The sequence below is a fragment of the Rhodococcus sp. C26F genome, from assembly GCF_053345925.1.
In genome coordinates this window covers 409,903-427,916 of the sequence record NZ_JBKFBA010000001.1, presented here as the reverse complement: position 1 = coordinate 427,916, position 18,014 = coordinate 409,903, and the positions used below count along the sequence as shown (strand labels likewise).

Sequence of the window (18,014 nt, the reverse complement as noted above, 5' to 3'; positions counted from 1 at the left end):
GCGCGGCTCCGGCCGAACCGTCAGGACAGGATGCCGAAGATCGCGACCACGAAGATGATCACGATCACCGCGACGGCGAGCAGCGTGAGCCACCCGCTGATGGGGAATCGCTTCCTCGTGTCGGGTTCCGGGGCGGACAGCCCGGACGTCGTCCCCGAATCGGGGGGCGTCGATCCGGGCGCTACGCCACCGCCGGGTTCCAGATCCGGGGTGCGTGCAGGGTCGGGATCCTGGTTTCCATGATGTTCGGGGTCCGACGTGGTCACCTGACCTCCTTCTGTGCGGCTGCGCTCCCGTAGAGCGGCCGCAGACGTGTGTCGCGGTGAATTCGGTTCTACGGCGACATACCTCTCCCCCGCACTCCGCAAACCTGGCCTCCTGCGGCAGGCGACCTCTTCCGGTCCGGCGTTTGCCCGCTCCGAGCGCGGGTAGGCATCGAGGGACACGTGCCGGGCACGGCCCGACATTCCTGCACCCGAGGAGCCGAGGAGCGACATGAAGGCAGTGACATGGCAGGGGCGCCGCAACGTGAGCGTCGATACGGTGCCCGATCCGACGATCCAGGAGGCCGGTGACGCCGTCATCCGTGTCACCACCACCAACATCTGCGGCTCCGACCTGCACCTGTACGAGGTGTTGGGAGCCTTCATGACTCCCGGCGACATCCTCGGTCACGAACCGATGGGCATCGTCGAGGAGGTCGGCTCCGGCGTCACGAAACTGAAGCCCGGCGACCGGGTGGTGATCCCCTTCCAGGTGTGTTGCGGCCAGTGCTTCATGTGTTCCCACGGCCTGCATTCGCAGTGCGAGACCACGCAGGTCCGTGAGGAGGGCACCGGTGCCGCGCTGTTCGGTTACTCGAAGCTCTACGGCAGCGTGCCCGGCGGGCAGGCCCAATACCTGCGCGTCCCCCACGCCGACGCCACCCACATCAAAGTCCCGGAAGGGCCGGCCGACGACCGTTTCGTCTATCTCTCCGACGTGCTGCCCACCGCGTGGCAGGCCGTCGAATACGCGGAGATCCCCGACGGCGGAAGTGTCACGGTGCTCGGCCTCGGCCCCATCGGTGAGATGGCCGCGCGCATCGCGGCGCACAAGGGTGCCCGCGTGATCGGCGTGGACATGGTCCCCGAGCGACTGGCCCGCGCGGCCTCCCGCGGCATCGAGGTCGTCGATCTGCGCGAGGTCGACAACAATCCCGGCGACATGATCCGTGACATGACGAACGGGCGCGGCACCGATTCGGTGATCGACGCCGTGGGTATGGAGGCGCACGGCTCGCCCGTCGCGAAGCTCGCCCAGAGTGCCGCCGGCTTCCTGCCGTCGGCGATCGCCGAGCCGTTCATGGAGAAGGCCGGAGTGGACCGTCTCCACGCGCTGTACACCGCGATCGACGTCGTGCGGCGTGGTGGCGCGATCTCGCTGAGCGGCGTGTACGGCGGGGCGGCGGATCCAATGCCGATGCTCACCCTGTTCGACAAGCAAATCCGTCTCCACATGGGTCAGGCCAACGTGTTGAACTGGGTCCCGGAGATCCTGCCGCTGCTGACCGACGAGGATCCGCTGGGGGTCGACGACTTCGCGACCCACCGCCTCCCGCTCGACGACGCACCGCACGCGTACGAGATCTTCCAGAAGAAGCAGGACGGCGCCATCAAGATCTGCCTGAAACCGTAGTGGACGCAGCCGAACCGGGCCCGGGAATCATCCCGGACCCGGTTCGCCGTAGCGGTTCACTTCTCGATCGCGGCCTGGCCGTTCGTCTCCGCGTCGATCACCGAGATCTTGCGGGGCTTCGCCTTCTCTGCAACCGGAATCGTCACGCGTAGAACACCACCGCGGTACTGCGCTTCGATCCGATCGGTGTCGAGGGTGTCACCGAGGAACAGCCGACGAGTGAAGATGCCTCGCGGCCTCTCGGTCGAGACGAATTCCTTGTCCCGGTCGACTTCCGGACGTTCCGCGCGCACGGTGAGCACGTTGCGTTCGACATCGAGGTCGATCGAGTCGGCGTCGACGCCCGGGAGATCGAACTCGGCGACGAAACGGTCGCCTTCTCGCCATGCATCGAGCGGCATCACCGCGGGCCGTGCCATGGTGCCGAGCACCTGTTGCGTGAAGCGATCGATATCGCGGAAGGGGTCGGTGCGCATCAACATCGGTCTGTCACCTCCGACTGTCCGGCCGTTCGTGACGGCCACACTCTGTCGATTATCTGTGTCTGTAGACACAGATTTATTATGGCCCTGTGATAAGGTTCGGTCAAGCCGCGGGTGACCGCGGCGCGACCCGAGAAGACCGACTCCGGAGGAAACGATGACGCCGGATCCGTTACGCGCCCGGCGCGGGGTCTACGGCATCTCGGTGGCCGCCGAACTGTCGGGACTCGACCCGCAGACCTTGCGCCTGTACGAACGCCGAGGGCTGCTGAACCCCGCACGCACAGCGGGTGGGACGCGCCGCTACAGCGACAACGATCTCGAGATCGTCCAACGGATCGTCGAACTGGTGGGCTCCGGAATCAATATCGCCGGAATCGCCCGGATCCTCGAACTCGAGGCGAACAACGCGGCCCTCAAGGAGGACAACGACCGTCTGCGCTCCACCCTGGACAGCAGACCCCCTCCCCCGCCGCATACTTCCTAGACCTCCTCTACCTGCGCAAACAGCAGAAAGACCGGGCCGGTTCAGGAGAACCGGGATAAGATTCAAGAACGCCTCAGAGGTGCGTAGGAGTGCGTCCGCCAAGTGACGCACCGATAGCAATAAGGGGTGACCTCAGTGCGCAATGCACAGCACGATTCACCGAATACCGGACAGGGACAGCAGGACACGGCATCCCGGCCTAATCACATCGCAGACGACACGATCCGCTGGCCCGATCCGAGCCCGCTGGACGGATGGTGGGCCCGCGTCATGGGCAAGTCGGTTCCCTGAGAGGAACCGGCACGATCCGACCATTCCACGACATCGATTCGCGGATACCGAGTTATTGATATCGAGGTGGACATGATGCCGCACCGCGACCCGCTCTCCGGTGGCCGGTGGGTCTTCCGTTGCGACCATTGCGATCACTGCTACCGCACTGCCGCACAGAGCAAGCTGCAGGCAGAGCTCTATGCCCAGATGAACGGCTGGGCCACCCATCCGACGACGTTGTGCCCCGGATGCGCAACACTGTTCACCGGCGAGTTCGCGCCGCTCGCGCACGCCGACGGTTGAGCCGATAGTTGTCGCAGTCGCCGGTCGGGAGGCGGGTGAGCATCTAGGCTCGCTTCATGACCGGCGACGCGACGCGTATCGATTCACCCGAGAAACTCTCGGCTGCTCTCGAGACCACGGGATATCTCGCCGACGACGGACTGGCGACCGTCGTCTTCCTTGCGATGCGTATGGGCCGGCCGCTCTTCTGCGAAGGCGAACCCGGAACCGGGAAGACTTCGCTCGCAGCGGCTCTCGCTCAGGCCCTGGATCTGCCGATGGTCCGGTTGCAGTGCCACGAGGGCATCGACGCCTCGCAGGCCCTCTACGACTGGGATTTTCCCCGGCAGTTGCTCCATCTGCGCTCGCTCGAAGCGGCGAGCGACGGTGTGCTCGATGCGGACACCGCCGAGCGTTCCCTCTACACGGAGCGCTATCTCCTCGTCCGCCCGTTGCTGCAGGCGCTCACCGACTCACCGTGCGTGCTGCTCGTCGACGAGATCGACCGCGCCGACGACGAGTTCGAGGCGTTCCTGCTCCAGTTGCTCGACGAGAACGCGGTGACGATCCCCGAATTGGGCGAGATCCGCGCGGAGATCCCACCGCTGGTGGTGCTCACCTCCAATCGGACCCGTGAGGTGCACGACGCGCTCAAGCGCCGTTGTCTGTACCACTGGGTGGAGCATCCCGATCTCGAACGCGAGGTCGCGATCCTGCAGCGGCGGCTGCCCGGTCTGGGGCACCCGCTCGCCGAGCAGATCGCCCGCGCGGTGCGCTCGCTCCGCGAACAGGACCTCCTGAAGCCACCGGGGATCGCCGAATCCCTCGACTGGGCGCGCGCACTGGTCGCCCTCGACCGCGACGTCCTCGACGCGGCGACCGCTGCGGCGACACTCGGTGCCGTACTGAAGTACCGCGAGGACATCGACCGGGTCATCCGCGCCGGACTCGACCTCTCGAGCGCCGGATGACGACCGCCCCTGGTCCGGTCGTCGGGCTGGCCGGTTTCTGCCGCGCCCTCGCTGCCGCAGGACTGCCCGTCGCCCTCGACGCCACCGCCACCTATCTCGACGCCCTCGAGCACGTCGACGTCGGGGATCCCGTCCAGGTCTACTGGGCGGGCCGTGCCACGCTGTGCCGCACGCCGGACGACACGGCCCGCTACGACGCGACCTTCGTCCACTGGTTCGGTGCCACCGTCCCCACCGGCTCGCGCACCCACGGGCAACGCACCCGCACCGCGCGGATCGCCGCGCTGACCCGAGGTGAGGGAGCCGACGGCGACTCCGGTGACGACGTTCCACGACTGCAGGTCGCGGCGGACGACACCGACGTCCTCCGGCACCGCGACGTGGCCGAACTGACGACCGCCGAACGCGCTCACCTCGCCGAACTGCTCGCGCGGTTACAGCCCCGTCCCCCGACGCGTCGGGGACTGCGGTCGAAGCCCTCCCGCCGCGGGCCGGTGGACCCACGGCACACCCTGCGCGACATGCTGGCGAGCGGAGGCGAACCCGTCCGGCCGCGGCACCGGGCACGGGCGACGAGACCGCGCCGGGTGGTGTTGCTGATCGACGTGTCCGGCTCGATGACTCCCTACGCCGACGCGCTCCTGCGGTTCGCGCACGTCGTCACGCGTGCCGCGCCGTCGTCCACCGAGGTGTTCTCCCTCGGCACGCGGCTGACCCGCCTGTCGCGTGCGCTGCGTGCCCGCGACCCGCAGATCGCGCTCGCCGGGGCCTCGCGTGCGGTTCCCGACTGGGCCGGTGGGACACGTCTCGGCGACACGCTCGGTGCGTTCCTGGACCGTTGGGGGCGCAGGGGTTTCGCGCGCGGCGCGGTGGTCGTGATCTTCTCCGACGGCTGGGAGCGCGGCGATGCCTCGCTGCTCGGGGAACGCATGGCGCAGCTGCATCGCCTCGCGCACCGCGTGCTGTGGGTGAACCCGCACGCCGGCGGCGCCGGATACGAACCGATCCAGTCGGGTATCTCCGCGGCCCTGCCGCACATCGATCGTCTGCTCGCGGGACACAGCCTTGCGACACTGGAAGAACTTCTCGAGGAGGTTCGGCGTGCGTGAAATTCTGGACGAGCTCGACCGGCGGTACGGGGCCGGGGAGACCGTCGCGGTGGGCACCGTGGTCTCGACCTTCCGATCGGCGCCCCGGGGACCAGGTGCATCGATGCTGGTCGCGCAGGACGGCACCGTCACCGGAAGCGTCTCGGGTGGGTGCGTCGAAGGCGACGTCTACGAACTCGGCCGGTCTGTCATCGACAGCGGGCAGCCGGTGCTGCAGCGCTACGGGGTCTCCGACGACGACGCGTTCTCCGTCGGTCTGACCTGCGGCGGCATCATCGACGTCTTCGTCGAACGGATCGACGCCGCGTCCTTCCCCGCCTTCACCGACCTGCTCGACTCCGTCCGCGCGGGCGAACCCGTCGCGCTCGCGACCGTCACCGCCCATCCCGACCCGGCGGTACGGGGACGGCGGATGGTCGTGTGGCGCGACCGCGCCGACGGACAGCTCGCCTCGTCCCGCATGCACGACGCCGTCGTCGACGATGCGCGCGGCCTGCTCGAGGTGGGACGTTCGGGCACCCTCCACTACGGCACCGACGGTGAGCGTCGCGGCGAGGGGATGTCGGTGTTCGTCAACGTCTTCCAGCCCCCGCCGCGGCTGATCGTGTTCGGGGCGATCGACTTCGCGTCGGCGATGGCCCGGCTCGGCTCGTTCCTGGGTTACACGGTGACCGTGTGCGACGCACGTGGGGTGTTCGCCACCGAGGCCCGATTCCCCGGCGCCCACGAGGTGATCGTCGACTGGCCGCACCGCTATCTCGCGGCCGAGGCCGAGGCCGGACGCGTGGACGCGCGCACCGTCATCACGGTGCTCACCCACGACCCGAAGTTCGACGTCCCGCTCCTCGAGGTCGCCCTACGGCTCGACGTGGCCTACGTGGGGGCGATGGGGTCGCGCCGCACCCACAACGACCGGATGGAGCGCCTGCGGGAGACGGACCTGACCGAGGAGGAACTGGCGCGCCTGTCGTCGCCGATCGGTCTGGATCTCGGGGCCCGCACCCCGGAGGAGACCGCGGTGTCGATCGCCGCCGAGATCATCGCGCTGCGCTGGGGCGGGGGCGGCGGCCGCCTCGCCGAGACACGTGGACCGATCCACGCCCACGAGGAGCACATCGGCGCTCAGAAGTACTGAGCACCACCGTCGATGGCGAAGCTCTGGGCAGTGACGAAGGCGGACTCGTCGGACGCGAGGAAGGCGACCATGTTCGCGATCTCGTCCGCCTCGGCCATGTACTTGTTCAGGAAGGGCATGGTCATGCCGCCGAGCCGGGGGTTGCTCTCGGCCGTCTGCGCGATGCGGTCGCGCATCGAGCCGGATCCCATGGGTGTGTTCACCGCGCCAGGGTGGATGCTGTTGACCCGGATGTCGTGCTGTCCGAGTTCGGCGGCGAAGGCCCGCGCCATCCCGACGAGGGCGTGCTTGCTGGTCGTGTAGTGCACCATGAACGGCTGCAGCTTCACGCCGGCGAGCGAGCTGGTCACGACGATCGAACCGCCGCCGCGGGTGATGAGGTGCGGGGCGGCCGCGGTGATCGTGTTCCACACGCCGGTGACGTTGATGTCGAGGGTGTCGCGGAAGCTTTCGGGGGTGATCTCGTCCCACGTCTGCGGGATGCAGATACCCGCGTTGGCGACCACGACGTCGAGCCCGCCGAACTGCGCGACACCCTCCTCGAGCACCGCCTTCGTGCCGTCGAGATCGCGGACGTCGCACTGCACCAGATGCGCCTTCGCGCCCTCCGCCTCGACCAGCCGGCGTGTCTCGTCGAGGTCCTCGGGCGTGGGGGAATCGTAGGGAACGCCCGGCAGCGGACCGGCGAGATCGATACCGACGATCTGCGCGCCCTCCTGCGCGAGCCGGACCGCGTGGGCGCGGCCCTGTCCGCGCGCGACTCCGGTGATGAAGGCGACCTTGTCCTCGAGGCGGCGGGTCATTCGGGTCCTCTCATGACGGCTTCCGCCTCCGATCGACGCGAGCACGAAGGCGATTTCGGCGATTCGGGTCCTTTCTACGCGCGATATGCAGCAGAGTGTCAGTGATCTGTATCACTGCGCTACGCGAGGTACTTGGAGGATCGATGCGCATCACTGTCACCGTAGACGGAACGCAGTACACGGACGACGTGGAACCGCGACTGCTTCTCGTCCACTACCTCAGAGATCGACTCGGGAAGGTGGGCACGGTGGTCGGCTGCGACACGAGCAACTGCGGCGCCTGCACCGTGTTGCTCGACGACCGCAGCGTCAAGTCGTGCTCGATGCTTGCGGTACAGGCCGACGGACACTCGGTCACCACCGTCGAAGGGCTCGCCACGAACGGCAGCCTGCATCCGGTCCAGGAGGCGTTCCGCGAGAAGCACGCCCTGCAGTGCGGCTTCTGTACGCCCGGGATGATCATGGCGACCATCGACCTGCTCTCCGAGAACTCCGATCCGAGCGACGAGGACGTACGGCACGGTCTCGAAGGAAATCTGTGCCGCTGCACCGGATACCAGAACATCGTGGCCGCTGCGCGTGACGCCGCCCAGCGACTGCGCGAGAACCCGGCCGCCACGCAGGAGGTATGACGATGACGAGCACCGTGGATTCCACCACCGACGAGGGCACCGGCGAATCCGAACTCGGCCGGGCACGCCGCCGCAAGGAGGACGAGCACCTCATCACCGGCCGCACGCGCTGGACCGACAACATCGTGCTCCCTGGGATGCTGCACGCCGCGATCCTGCGCAGCCCGGTCGCGCACGCCCGCATCACCGGACTCGACGTCTCCGAGGCCCGGGGCAAGCCGGGGGTCGTCGCCGTCTACACGGGCGCCGACCTCGCCGAGGAGCAGGGCAGCCTGCCGTGCGCGTGGCCGATCACCGAGGACATGAAGACCCCGAACGCCCCGGCCCTGGCCGTCGGCACCGTGCGGTTCGCGGGTGAGGCCGTCGCAGTCGTGGTGGCCCGCAGCGCATACGAGGCCCACGACGCCCTCGACGCGATCGACGTCGACTACGAGGACCTGCCGGTCGTGCTCGATCTCGAGAGCGCGGCGCAGGACGGCGACCTCGTCCACCCCGATCTCGGCACCAACGTCAGCGCGACATGGGTGTTCGACTCCGCCGAGGCCGGCAGCGGCGGCAACGTCGAGGACGCGATCCGCGACGCGGAGGTGGTCGTCGAACGGACCTTCCGGCAGCAGCGGCTCATCCCGGCCTTCATGGAACCGCGGTCGGTCGTCGTCGACCCCACCGCCTCGCAGATCACCATGTGGTCGGCGACCCAGGTCCCGCACGTGCTGAAGCTGATGCTCGCGATGACCCTCGGTCTCCCCGAGCACAAACTGCGCGTCATCGCCCCCGACGTGGGCGGTGGTTTCGGCGGCAAGCTGCAGGTCACGCCGGAGGAGGTGCTCACGCTCCTCATCGCGCGTCGCCTGCACAAGCCCGTCAAGTACACCGAGACGCGCAGCGAGTCGATGCTCGCCGCGCACCACGGCCGCGACCAGGTCCAGAAGCTGACCCTCGCCGCGCGCCGCGACGGCACCGTCACGGGCCTTAAGGTCGAACTGCTCGCCGACATGGGCGCCTACCTGCGCCTCGTCACCCCGGGTGTGCCGATCCTCGGCGCGTTCATGTTCAACGGCATCTACAAGTTCGACTCGTACCGGTTCGCGTGCACCAACGTGTTCACCAACAAGGTGCCCACCGACGCCTACCGCGGCGCCGGACGCCCCGAGGCCACCTTCGCGATCGAACGCATCATGGACGAGCTCGCCGTCGAACTGTCCATGGATCCCCTCGAGCTCCGCGAGAAGAACTGGATCAAGCACGAGGAGTTCCCGTTCGACACCGTCGCGGGCCTGACCTACGACTCGGGCAACTACGAGGCCGCGACCGCCAAGGCCCGAGAGTTGTTCGACTACGACGCATTACGGCGCGAGCAGACCGAACGACGCGAGCGCAACGACCCGGTCCAGCTCGGTCTCGGTGTCTCCACGTTCACGGAGATGTGCGGGCTGGCCCCGTCGCGGGTGCTCGGTTCGCTCTCCTACGGCGCCGGCGGCTGGGAGCACGCCGCCATCCGGATGCTCCCCACCGGCAAGGTGGAGGTCGTCACCGGTTCGTCCGCCCACGGTCAGGGCCACGAGACGGCGTGGAGCCAGATCGTCGCCGACCGGCTCGGAATCCCGTTCGAGGACATCGAGATCCTGCACGGCGACACGCAGAGCTCACCGCGCGGTCTCGACACCTACGGCTCCCGCTCGCTCGCGGTCGGTGGCATCGCGGTCGTGAAGGCCGCCGAGAAGGTGGTCGCCAAGGCCCGGCCGATCGCCGCGCACCTGCTCGAATGTTCCGAGGACGACCTGGATTTCGAGGCAGGACATTTCCGCGTCAAGGGCACCTCGAAGTCCGTCGGGCTCACCGACGTCGCGCTCGCGGTGTTCGCCGCGCACGACCTGCCCGACGGTGTCGAACCGAACCTCGACTCCGAGGCGACCTACGATCCCGACAACTTCTCGTTCCCGCACGGCACCCACCTGTGCGCGATCGAGGTCGACACCGAGACGGGGCACGCGCGGATCCGCAAGTACGTGTGCGTCGACGACGTCGGGCACGTCGTGAACCCGCTCATCGTCGAGGGTCAGGTGCACGGCGGACTCGCCCAGGGCATCGCCCAGGCCCTGTACGAGGAAGCGGTGCACGACGAGTCGGGCACGTTGCTGAGTTCGTCGTTCGCCGAATATCTGCTGCCCACCGCGGTGGATCTACCGCCCTTCGTCACCGATCGCACCGACACCCCGGCACCCGGTAATCCGCTGGGTGTCAAGGGTGTCGGCGAGGCAGGAACCATCGCCTCCACCCCGGCCGTCGTCAACGCCGTACTCGACGCGGTCCGGCCGTTCGGCGTCACCGACGTCGAGATGCCCTGTACACCGATGCGGATCTGGCACGCGCTCCGCGACGCCCGAGGAGGCACGAAATGATTCCGGCCCCGTTCGACTACGTCGCCCCGTCGAGCATCGACGAAGCGGTCGCCGCGCTGACGGAGGCCGGTGAGGACGCGAAGGTCATCGCCGGCGGTCAGAGTCTCATGCCCGTCCTGCGACTGCGGATGGCGGCACCGACGGTGCTCGTCGACCTCGGCAGGATCCCCGAACTGCGGGGCATCCGCGACGACGGCGACGCCCTGGTGATCGGTGCGACCACCACCCACCACGACGTGCTGCACGACCCGCTCGTCGCGGAACACGCGCGGTTGCTGGCCGAGGCGACGGCGACCGTCGCCGATCCCCAGATCCGGCACCGCGGCACGTTCGGCGGGTCGCTCGTGCACGCCGATCCGGCCGGGGATCTCGCGGCGCCGGCCGTGGCGCTCGAGGCGACCTTCACCGTGGCCGGTCCGTCCGGGCGTCGCACCATCGCGACGGACGACTTCTTCCAGGACTACTTCACGACCGCGGTCGAACCCGGAGAGATCCTCGTCGAGGTCCGGATTCCCAAGCACGCGGGCTGGTCGGCGCGCTACGAGAAGTTCCATCGCGCGGCCCAGCAGTGGTCGATCGTCGGGGTCGCGGCGACCCTGCAGGCGTCCGGCGGCACCATCGAGCGGGCGAGGATCGCCCTCACGAACATGGCGGCCGTCCCGGTCCGGGCACGCGGCGTCGAGGAATCGCTGATCGGTAGACCTGCGACGGCCGAGACGATCCGCGAGGCCGCCGAGCTCGCCACCGACGGCACGGCTCCCATGACCGACGGGAATGCCGACGCCGAGTATCGGAGCCACCTCGCCCGGGTACTCACCCGACGAGCGGTCACCACTGCCTCCGGGGTCTAGGCGTTTCCACGCCGAACACCGAGATCCCGGACCACTTGTTCGGAAAGGACCTCATGCAACTCGAACACACACTGTCCGTTCCCGCCCCGGTCGACGAGGTGTGGACCGCCCTGCTGAATCCGGAGAAGGTCGCACCGTGCATGCCGGGCGCGACGCTCACCGGGGTCGACGGCGACACGTTCACCGGGACCGTCAAGGTGAAGCTCGGACCGGTGGCGCTCACGTTCAAGGGCACCGGCGTGTACGTCGAGAAGGACGAGAGCGCCCGCCGCGCGGTCATCGAGGCCAATGCGAAGGACACCCGGGGCAACGGCACGGTGGCCGCGACCATCACCGTCACCCTCACCGGCGACGGCGACCGCACCGACGGCATCGTGAACACCGACATGAAGATCACCGGCAAGCCCGCCCAGTTCGGGCGGGGGATGATCTCGGATGTCGGTGGGAAGATCCTCGAGCAGTTCGCGGACTGCCTGTCGAAGAAACTCGGACCCGAAGCAGCGGCCTCCTCCGCGGCGACCGCTGAGGCAGCCGAGTCGCAGCCCAACGAGTCCGTGCCGGCGAGCCCGCCGCTCACCGCCGCGGGTTCGGGCGACGAGCCTGCCGGTGGAGCATTCGTCGGGCCCGGCGCCGGGGACGACGACTCCGCGCAGGCGCGGCCGAACGAGTCGGTTCCGCCCAGCCCGGTGAGCGCCTCACCGGCACCGGCGATGACCTCGACGCCTCCCACGCCGTCGACGACTCCCTCCCCGGCCGCGCCCCCGCAGCCCGAGGCCGAACCGCTCGACCTCATGCAGTACGCGAAGGGATCGGTCGCGACGCGGGTCGCGCCAGTCGGAGTGATCGCGATTCTCGTCGTGGTCATCGCGGTGATCCTCCAGCGTCGATCGGGACGCTGACCTCGCCGGATCCACTCGAACGCTGTGGATCGGACCCCGTCGAACGGGCCGGTTCGCAGCGTTCGTCGCTGTCAGCCCGCCTGTGCTGCGACGCGGCGACGCCCGACCGGGTCGAGCTGCGCGCGGAGCCAGGCGTGCGCGGGATCCGCATCGCGCTCGGCGTGCCACACCGCGAATTCGCGCAGGGGCGGCAGCTGGAAGGTCGGTTCCAGGATGCGCAGGGACGCCGCCTCGGCGAGGTGCCGGGCCATGCGCTCGGGCAGGAAGGTGATCATGCGGGTGTTCTCCAGGGCATACGGGAGAACCGCGAGGTTGCCGCTGGTCGCGCCGATCCGGGCCACCACTCCTGCACGCAGCAGGGCGCGGCCGAGGTTGGTGTCGTCGGAGTACTGCACGTAGGACAGCAGCGGGTAGCGGCCGAGCACTTCGCGGGTGAGCTTGGTGCCGGTGTACGGGTGGCCGGACCAGACCGCCCCGACGAATCTGTCGGTCAGCACGACCTGCCTCCGGCAGCTCTCGAACTCCGGGGATTCGAGGACGTATTCCGGCAGCACCGCGAGATCGATCTCGAACCGGCGGAAGGCATCGAGACCGGCACCGTTGAACGGCAGCAGATCGAAACGGATGTTGGCCGGGGTGCTCCCCCGGACCAGCAGACGCAGGAGGGTGATCTCCGCGTAGTCGCCGGTCATGATGGTGAAGGTGCGTGAATCCGTCGCGGGATCGAAACCGGGCGCGGCCAGTACCGAACGCTCGAGGGTCCGCAGCACCTCGCGGAGCGGTTCGACGATCGCCTGGGCCCGCGCGGTGGGACGCAGTGTGCGGCCGCTCTTCACGAGAAGCGGATCGTCGAATTGCTTGCGCAACCGGGCGAGAGCCGTACTCGTCGCCGGTTGCGACATGTTCAGTCGCCGCGCCGCGCGCGTGACATTGCGTTCGGAGAGCAGGACTTCGAGGACGACGAGCAGGTTGAGATCGACCCGTCGCAGATCCATGCGCCCCCCTGACATCGAAACCCGGCGGAACGGGAAATTCCGGCGGCATCGTAGCGCACGACCGTGATGTATACGCAAGGTCGAATACCAGCTATCGGACTTGGACGGCGATCTTGTGAGCGCAGCGAAGTACTACCTACTCTGACCCACGTCCTGACGGCAGCGAACCGTGATTCGCCCTGGCCCGAATTTCGAAGGCGAAATTCTCTACTTGCCGAAGTCCAGTTTCGGCCGGCCGCCGACTCAGGCAGGTAGAGAGGTTCGGGGGCGAAACGTTGTGAGTCTCATGAGGAAATTCCGGCAGCACACGCCGGACAACTGGCGTCTGTGGCGCAGGATGACCGCGGTCGTCGCCGTCCCCATCGTCGCCGCGACCCTGTACGGCTCGCTCCGCGTCTACGACCTCTACCAGGAGAACGACGCCTACAGCGCCGCCGCCGAGAACGTCTCCATCCTGCCGACCCTCGCCGACTACGCCACCAGTGTCACCGGCGCCGCCGCAGCGACGATCCTGTCACTGCCCGTCGACAACGGCGCCCAGGTCGCCCGCGAATCCGCCGCGACGCTGCGCGACCACATCGACGCGAAGGATCTCGATCCGCAGATCGCGGCGATGATCAACCGCATGCTCGCCGAGGGCGAGAGCCTGCTCGACAGCGCGTCGTCGGGAACCCTGGCGCCGACCGTGGCCAGCGAGCGCGCCGAAGGATTCGTCAGCCGCGCCCAGGCTGCCTACCGCGCCATCACCACCACCACGGACGACCCCACCGTCCAGCGCGAGAGCGCGACACTCCTCGACCTGTGGGACACCCAGTGGTCCCTGCTCGACCAGGTCCTCGCATACTCCGCGCTGAGCGCCGGAACCGACGGTGCCCTGCTCATGTGGAACAACGCCCTCGGTGTCGAGTCCGCGCGACTGGCCGTCCTCCGTGACACCTTCGTCGAGAACGAGGCCGCCGACTCCTCCCGGGTCGACGGTCTGATGACCCAGCTCGAGAACCGCCGCAGCCTCACGGCCAACCTCGACAACGAAGCGGGCAACGTCGCCGCCCTGCGCGGGTCGATCTTCGAGAGCCTCATGATCTACCAGGAGGAGGTCGCCGGTTCCGCGACCCGAGCCGTGGCCGCCCTCGACGACCTCGCGGCCGAAGCACGCACCGAAGCCCTCAAGAACGCCATCGGTGTCGCGATCATCCTCGCCCTCGCCCTCGCCCTGGCGATCGTGATCGCGATGTCGCTCGTCCGGCCGTTGCGCCGACTGCGCGACGACACCCTGCGCACCGCCGAACAGGATCTGCCCGCCGCACTCGCTGCGATCAAGGACGGCGCCGAGATCGAATCCGTCACACTGGATCCGATCCGCGTCCACACCCGCGAGGAGATCGGCGAGGTGGCGCGCGCCGTCGACAGCATGAACGAGGGCGCCCTGCGTCTGGCCGGCGAACAGGCCCAGCTGCGCCGCCAGGTCAACGAGATGCTCGAAACGCTCGCCCGCCGCAACAAGACGCTCGTGGAACAGCAACTGGCGCTGATCGATTCGCTCGAACACGAAGAGCGCGACCCGACGCGTCTGCAGAACCTGTTCGCGCTCGACCACCTCGCCGCCCGCATGCGGCGCACGGGCGACTCGCTGCTCGTCCTCGCCGGTACCCGCCAGCGCCTCGGCCGCGTCCCCGACACACCGCTCGTCGACGTCCTGCGCGCATCCGTCTCGCAGGTCGAGAACTACCAGCGCGTGAACATCGGAAATGCGCCGGACGGCAATCTGGTCGGCAGCGCCGTCACCGACGTCGTCCACATGATCGCCGAGCTCCTCGACAACGCACTGCGCGCCTCACCGCCCGAGAGCACCGTGGCGTTCGCGTTCTCCCGCGCCGTCGACGGCGGCCTCCTCCTCGAGATCGCCGACCGTGGAATCGGTATTCCCGCAGACGAACTCGCCGACATCAACATGCGGCTGGGTTCGGACGGCGAAGCCGGATCCGGTGCCGCACGGCGAATGGGTCTGTTCGTGGTCGCGCGCCTCGCCGATCGTCACGGCATCACGGTGCGTCTGCGTCCGACCTTCGACTCGTCCACCAATGCCGGCATCACTGCGAGCATCTACCTGCCGACCAGCCTGCTCAAGGGAACGGGCAGGAACCACGACGATCCGTACCGGATCGATCGGCCACGCCGCCTGCCCGATCCCCCGTCGGAGTACGGCGAGCAGTTCCACGCCGACCCGGCATCCGGATCGCAGCCGGTGGTCGGAAGCCGTCACTCGGCACCCACCCCCGCTCTCGCGACGCCCGGGACGAGTCCGGGTATCCGGCGCGGACAGCTGCACGAACGATGGGTTCCCCGCGGCGCGGGACAGTAGGCGACGCGGACAGCGGACAGCGAGCGGGCGGTCTGCCATCCTGACGGCATGACCGCTCCCCGCGTCGACGTCCACCAGCACGTCTGGCCGGCACCGCTCGTCGCGGCATTGCGGGCACGCACCCGTGCGCCGCGGCTCGTCGGATGGACGCTGTACCTCGACGGTGAACCCCCGTACGAGGTGCGACCGGAGGATCACTCGATCGCCCGGCGGGCCGAGCTCGCGGCGCAGGACGGCATCGACCTGGCGCTGGTGTCGTTGTCGAGCCCGCTGGGGATCGAAACGCTTCCCGCAGCCGACGGGGCCGGCCTGCTCGACGCCTACCACGAGGGAGTGCTCGCGCTGCCGCACCCGTTCGGGGCGTGGGCGGCAGCGTCGGTCGACGATCCCGATCCCGCGGCGCTGCGCGAGGTGCTCGGGGCGGGCTGCGTCGGTCTCCAGCTTCCCGCCACCGCGTTGGCGGATGCCGACGGCTACGCGCGGTGCGCCCCGCTCCTCGACGAACTCGACCGCGTCGGTGCACCCCTGTTCGTGCATCCCGGGCCCGCCGCGGCCGATCCGTCGGCTCCGCCGTGGTGGCCGGCGATGGTGTCGTACGTGGCGCAGATGCACACCGCGTGGTTCGCCTGGCACGAGTACGGGGCCCCTCGCCTCCCCGGACTGCGCGTGGGATTCGCGATGCTCGCCGGACTCGCGCCGTTGCACGCCGACCGGATGGCTGCGCGCGGCGGACCGGCGACGGTCCCGTCGGCCGGAGTGTTCGTCGACACCTCGTCGTACGGTCCCGAGATCGTCGAGGCCGTGGCGGCCGGACTCGGCCCCGACCGCGTCGTGCTCGGTTCGGACCGCCCGTACGCAGCACCGTTGCTGTTCGACGACGAGCGCGACGAGCCCGTACGGCGACGCAATCCGGCCCGGTTGTTCCGAACGTCACACGAGTGAAAACCTTGACAGTGCCGCATCCGGCCGCTGAAGTGAGCGACATGCATCTTCCGGCGACCCTGCGGCATCGCAGGCTTCATGTGGACTACGTCCGCATCGCCGGTGGTTTCTGTGGTTGTCGCGCCTGTCGTTGATCCCGGCCCGACCCACTTCTTCTGCCCGGACGACCCTACGGTCCCGTCCGGCTCCCGTTTCGAGGAACCACGATGCCTGCTGCTCTTCTGTCCCCCTCCGTGCGCGTCGATCTCGCCGAGATCGTCCGTGACATCGCTGCGGACGTCTCCCGCTGGCGGCCGCTCGTCCGCTTCGACGAGACCGAACGCTGGTACACCCGGCTCGCCGTCGCCGACGACTACGAGGTGTGGTTGCTGAGCTGGCTTCCCGGGCAGCGCACCGGGATCCACGATCACGGTGGGAGTGCCGGTGCGTTCGCCGTCGCGCAGGGACAGGTCCGGGAGGACACCGTCGACCAGCCGTGGTCGGAAGACCTTCCCGGGCAACGCGTGACGCTCTCCCGCACCCATCTGTCGACGGGTGCCACGCGTCGATTCGACGGTCGGCACGTGCACGAGGTCGTCAACGAGGGTCCCGTCCCGGCGGTCACCGTGCACGCCTATGCCCCCGCACTGGACTCGATGAACCGATACCGTCTCGAGAGCGGCATCCTCGCCCTCGTGACCTCCGAGCGTGCCGGCGACGACTGGTGATCCACTCGTGACAAATCCGGCACAGTGGGTATCCGCCGGGATAGAGTCGAAAACCGACCGTGCCGCATCCGAGGGAGCAACCCGTGAAACGCTTCGCACGCACCACCGCGCTTCTCGCCGTGTCCGCATTCGCCCTGGCCGCCTGTTCCGGCGGCGGAGACGAGGATCCCCTCGCCGGAGACACAGCGGACGGAGGCGCGATCGTCGTCGGTTCGGCGAACTTCCCGGAGAACGTCCTGCTCGCGGAGATCTACTCGCAGGCGCTCGAGAGCACGGGGGCCGAGGTCACCCGCCAGTTCAACATCGGCAGCCGCGAGATCTACTACGACCAGGTCGCCTCGGGTGCCATCACGCTCGTCCCGGAGTACAACGGCGCACTGCTCGCGCGGGTCGACCCCGACAGCACCGCCTCGACAACGGAGGATGTCAATGCGGCCCTGTCCGAAGCCCTTCCGGACGGGCTCGAGATCCTGGCCTCCGCCCCCGGCGAGAACAAGGACGCCCTCGTCGTCACCGAGGAGACCGCGCAGCGCTACAACCTGGTGAGCATCGCCGATCTCGCGCCGGTCGCCGGCGAACTCGTCCTCGGCGGACCGCCCGAGTTCGAGACGCGTCAGCAAGGTGTCGTGGGTCTGCGCGAGGTGTACGGGGTCGAGTTCCGCGAATTCGTCCCCACCGACACCGGTGGCCCCATCACCATCCGCGCGCTCTCGGACGGCACCGTGCAGGCCGCGAACATCTTCACCACCGATCCGTCGCTGAGCACCGAACCGTTTGTGGCGCTGGAGGACCCGGAATCGGTCTTCGGAGCCCAGAACGTCACCCCGCTGGTACATCGCGCCGATCTCGACGACGACCGCGTCGCGAAGATCGACACCGTGTCCGACAAGCTCACCACCGACACCCTCGTCGTCCTGGTCGGACAGGTGGTCACCGACGGCCGCGACATCGACGTCGTCGCCGAGGAGTGGCTGCAGCAGAACGATCTGAACTGACGGAAGTCGG

18 protein-coding genes are annotated in these 18,014 nt (G+C 68.6%); 14 read left to right on the top strand and 4 right to left on the bottom strand.

Going from position 1 to position 18,014, the window contains the following annotated elements; all coding sequences use genetic code 11:
- Positions 1-20: 20 nt before the first annotated feature.
- Positions 21-266, bottom strand: a complete 246-nt coding sequence (locus tag ACLBYD_RS02000; protein ID WP_024102438.1) for a DUF6480 family protein — start codon at positions 264-266, stop codon at positions 21-23.
- Between the two features lie 229 nt (positions 267-495).
- Here ACLBYD_RS02000 and ACLBYD_RS01995 point away from each other — a divergent pair, with 229 nt between their 5' ends.
- Complete coding sequence (locus ACLBYD_RS01995) at positions 496-1,677, top strand: zinc-dependent alcohol dehydrogenase (protein ID WP_447815202.1); 1,182 nt, start codon at positions 496-498, stop codon at positions 1,675-1,677.
- Positions 1,678-1,733: 56 nt separating this feature from the next.
- Here ACLBYD_RS01995 and ACLBYD_RS01990 read toward each other — a convergent pair whose 3' ends face one another.
- Positions 1,734-2,159 (bottom strand): Hsp20/alpha crystallin family protein, encoded by a 426-nt coding sequence (locus ACLBYD_RS01990; RefSeq protein ID WP_019290579.1) that lies wholly within the window; start codon positions 2,157-2,159, stop codon positions 1,734-1,736.
- A 157-nt stretch (positions 2,160-2,316) separates the two neighbouring features.
- On the opposite strand from ACLBYD_RS01990, the gene ACLBYD_RS01985 reads away from it, so the two are divergent.
- The 5 genes from ACLBYD_RS01985 (at position 2,317) to ACLBYD_RS01965 (ending at position 6,416) form a co-directional block, all read left to right on the top strand.
- Positions 2,317-2,646 carry a MerR family transcriptional regulator gene (locus ACLBYD_RS01985; protein WP_006550764.1) on the top strand — a complete coding sequence of 110 codons (330 nt, stop codon included), beginning with the start codon at positions 2,317-2,319 and terminating at the stop codon, positions 2,644-2,646.
- Positions 2,647-3,012: 366 nt separating this feature from the next.
- Complete coding sequence (locus ACLBYD_RS01980; RefSeq protein WP_447815201.1) at positions 3,013-3,222, top strand: hypothetical protein; 210 nt, start codon at positions 3,013-3,015, stop codon at positions 3,220-3,222.
- Positions 3,223-3,278: 56 nt separating this feature from the next.
- Positions 3,279-4,172, top strand: coding sequence for an AAA family ATPase (locus tag ACLBYD_RS01975; protein WP_447815200.1), 894 nt, complete (start codon positions 3,279-3,281; stop codon positions 4,170-4,172).
- Positions 4,169-5,281 (top strand): vWA domain-containing protein, encoded by a 1,113-nt coding sequence (locus ACLBYD_RS01970; RefSeq protein WP_447815199.1) that lies wholly within the window; start codon positions 4,169-4,171, stop codon positions 5,279-5,281. Before ACLBYD_RS01975 ends, ACLBYD_RS01970 begins: the two co-directional genes overlap by 4 nt.
- Entirely contained in the window at positions 5,274-6,416 is a 1,143-nt protein-coding gene (locus ACLBYD_RS01965; protein WP_447815198.1) for an XdhC family protein, read from the top strand. The genes ACLBYD_RS01970 and ACLBYD_RS01965 overlap by 8 nt, the downstream gene beginning before the upstream one ends.
- On the opposite strand, the gene ACLBYD_RS01960 is transcribed toward ACLBYD_RS01965, so the two are convergent.
- On the bottom strand, positions 6,404-7,219 hold the full coding sequence (locus tag ACLBYD_RS01960; protein WP_272266173.1) for a mycofactocin-coupled SDR family oxidoreductase: 816 nt from the start codon (positions 7,217-7,219) through the stop codon (positions 6,404-6,406). The two genes, ACLBYD_RS01965 and ACLBYD_RS01960, sit on opposite strands and share 13 nt — an antisense overlap.
- Positions 7,220-7,362: 143 nt before the next feature.
- Here ACLBYD_RS01960 and ACLBYD_RS01955 point away from each other — a divergent pair, with 143 nt between their 5' ends.
- The 4 genes from ACLBYD_RS01955 to ACLBYD_RS01940 are packed head-to-tail and all read left to right on the top strand — an operon-like array spanning position 7,363 to position 12,003.
- Complete coding sequence (locus ACLBYD_RS01955) at positions 7,363-7,851, top strand: (2Fe-2S)-binding protein (RefSeq protein WP_447815197.1); 489 nt, start codon at positions 7,363-7,365, stop codon at positions 7,849-7,851.
- A gap of 2 nt (positions 7,852-7,853) precedes the next feature.
- Positions 7,854-10,253: a xanthine dehydrogenase family protein molybdopterin-binding subunit gene (locus ACLBYD_RS01950; RefSeq protein WP_447815195.1), complete on the top strand. Its 2,400-nt coding sequence runs from the start codon at positions 7,854-7,856 to the stop codon at positions 10,251-10,253.
- Positions 10,250-11,104 carry an FAD binding domain-containing protein gene (locus ACLBYD_RS01945; protein WP_447815194.1) on the top strand — a complete coding sequence of 285 codons (855 nt, stop codon included), beginning with the start codon at positions 10,250-10,252 and terminating at the stop codon, positions 11,102-11,104. The genes ACLBYD_RS01950 and ACLBYD_RS01945 overlap by 4 nt, the downstream gene beginning before the upstream one ends.
- 53 nt (positions 11,105-11,157) lie before the next feature.
- Positions 11,158-12,003 carry an SRPBCC family protein gene (locus tag ACLBYD_RS01940; protein WP_060652736.1) on the top strand — a complete coding sequence of 282 codons (846 nt, stop codon included), beginning with the start codon at positions 11,158-11,160 and terminating at the stop codon, positions 12,001-12,003.
- A gap of 71 nt (positions 12,004-12,074) precedes the next feature.
- Here ACLBYD_RS01940 and ACLBYD_RS01935 read toward each other — a convergent pair whose 3' ends face one another.
- Complete coding sequence (locus tag ACLBYD_RS01935; RefSeq protein WP_060652542.1) at positions 12,075-12,998, bottom strand: LysR family transcriptional regulator; 924 nt, start codon at positions 12,996-12,998, stop codon at positions 12,075-12,077.
- A gap of 286 nt (positions 12,999-13,284) precedes the next feature.
- Between ACLBYD_RS01935 and ACLBYD_RS01930 the strand changes: the two genes are divergently transcribed.
- From ACLBYD_RS01930 to ACLBYD_RS01915, 4 genes are all read left to right on the top strand, one after another.
- Entirely contained in the window at positions 13,285-15,360 is a 2,076-nt protein-coding gene (locus ACLBYD_RS01930) for a sensor histidine kinase (RefSeq protein WP_447815192.1), read from the top strand.
- A gap of 48 nt (positions 15,361-15,408) precedes the next feature.
- Positions 15,409-16,302 (top strand): amidohydrolase family protein, encoded by an 894-nt coding sequence (locus tag ACLBYD_RS01925; RefSeq protein WP_447815191.1) that lies wholly within the window; start codon positions 15,409-15,411, stop codon positions 16,300-16,302.
- Between the two features lie 206 nt (positions 16,303-16,508).
- Complete coding sequence (locus ACLBYD_RS01920; protein ID WP_447815190.1) at positions 16,509-17,009, top strand: cysteine dioxygenase; 501 nt, start codon at positions 16,509-16,511, stop codon at positions 17,007-17,009.
- Positions 17,010-17,092: 83 nt separating this feature from the next.
- On the top strand, positions 17,093-18,004 hold the full coding sequence (locus ACLBYD_RS01915; RefSeq protein WP_447815189.1) for a glycine betaine ABC transporter substrate-binding protein: 912 nt from the start codon (positions 17,093-17,095) through the stop codon (positions 18,002-18,004).
- Positions 18,005-18,014 lie beyond the last annotated feature (10 nt).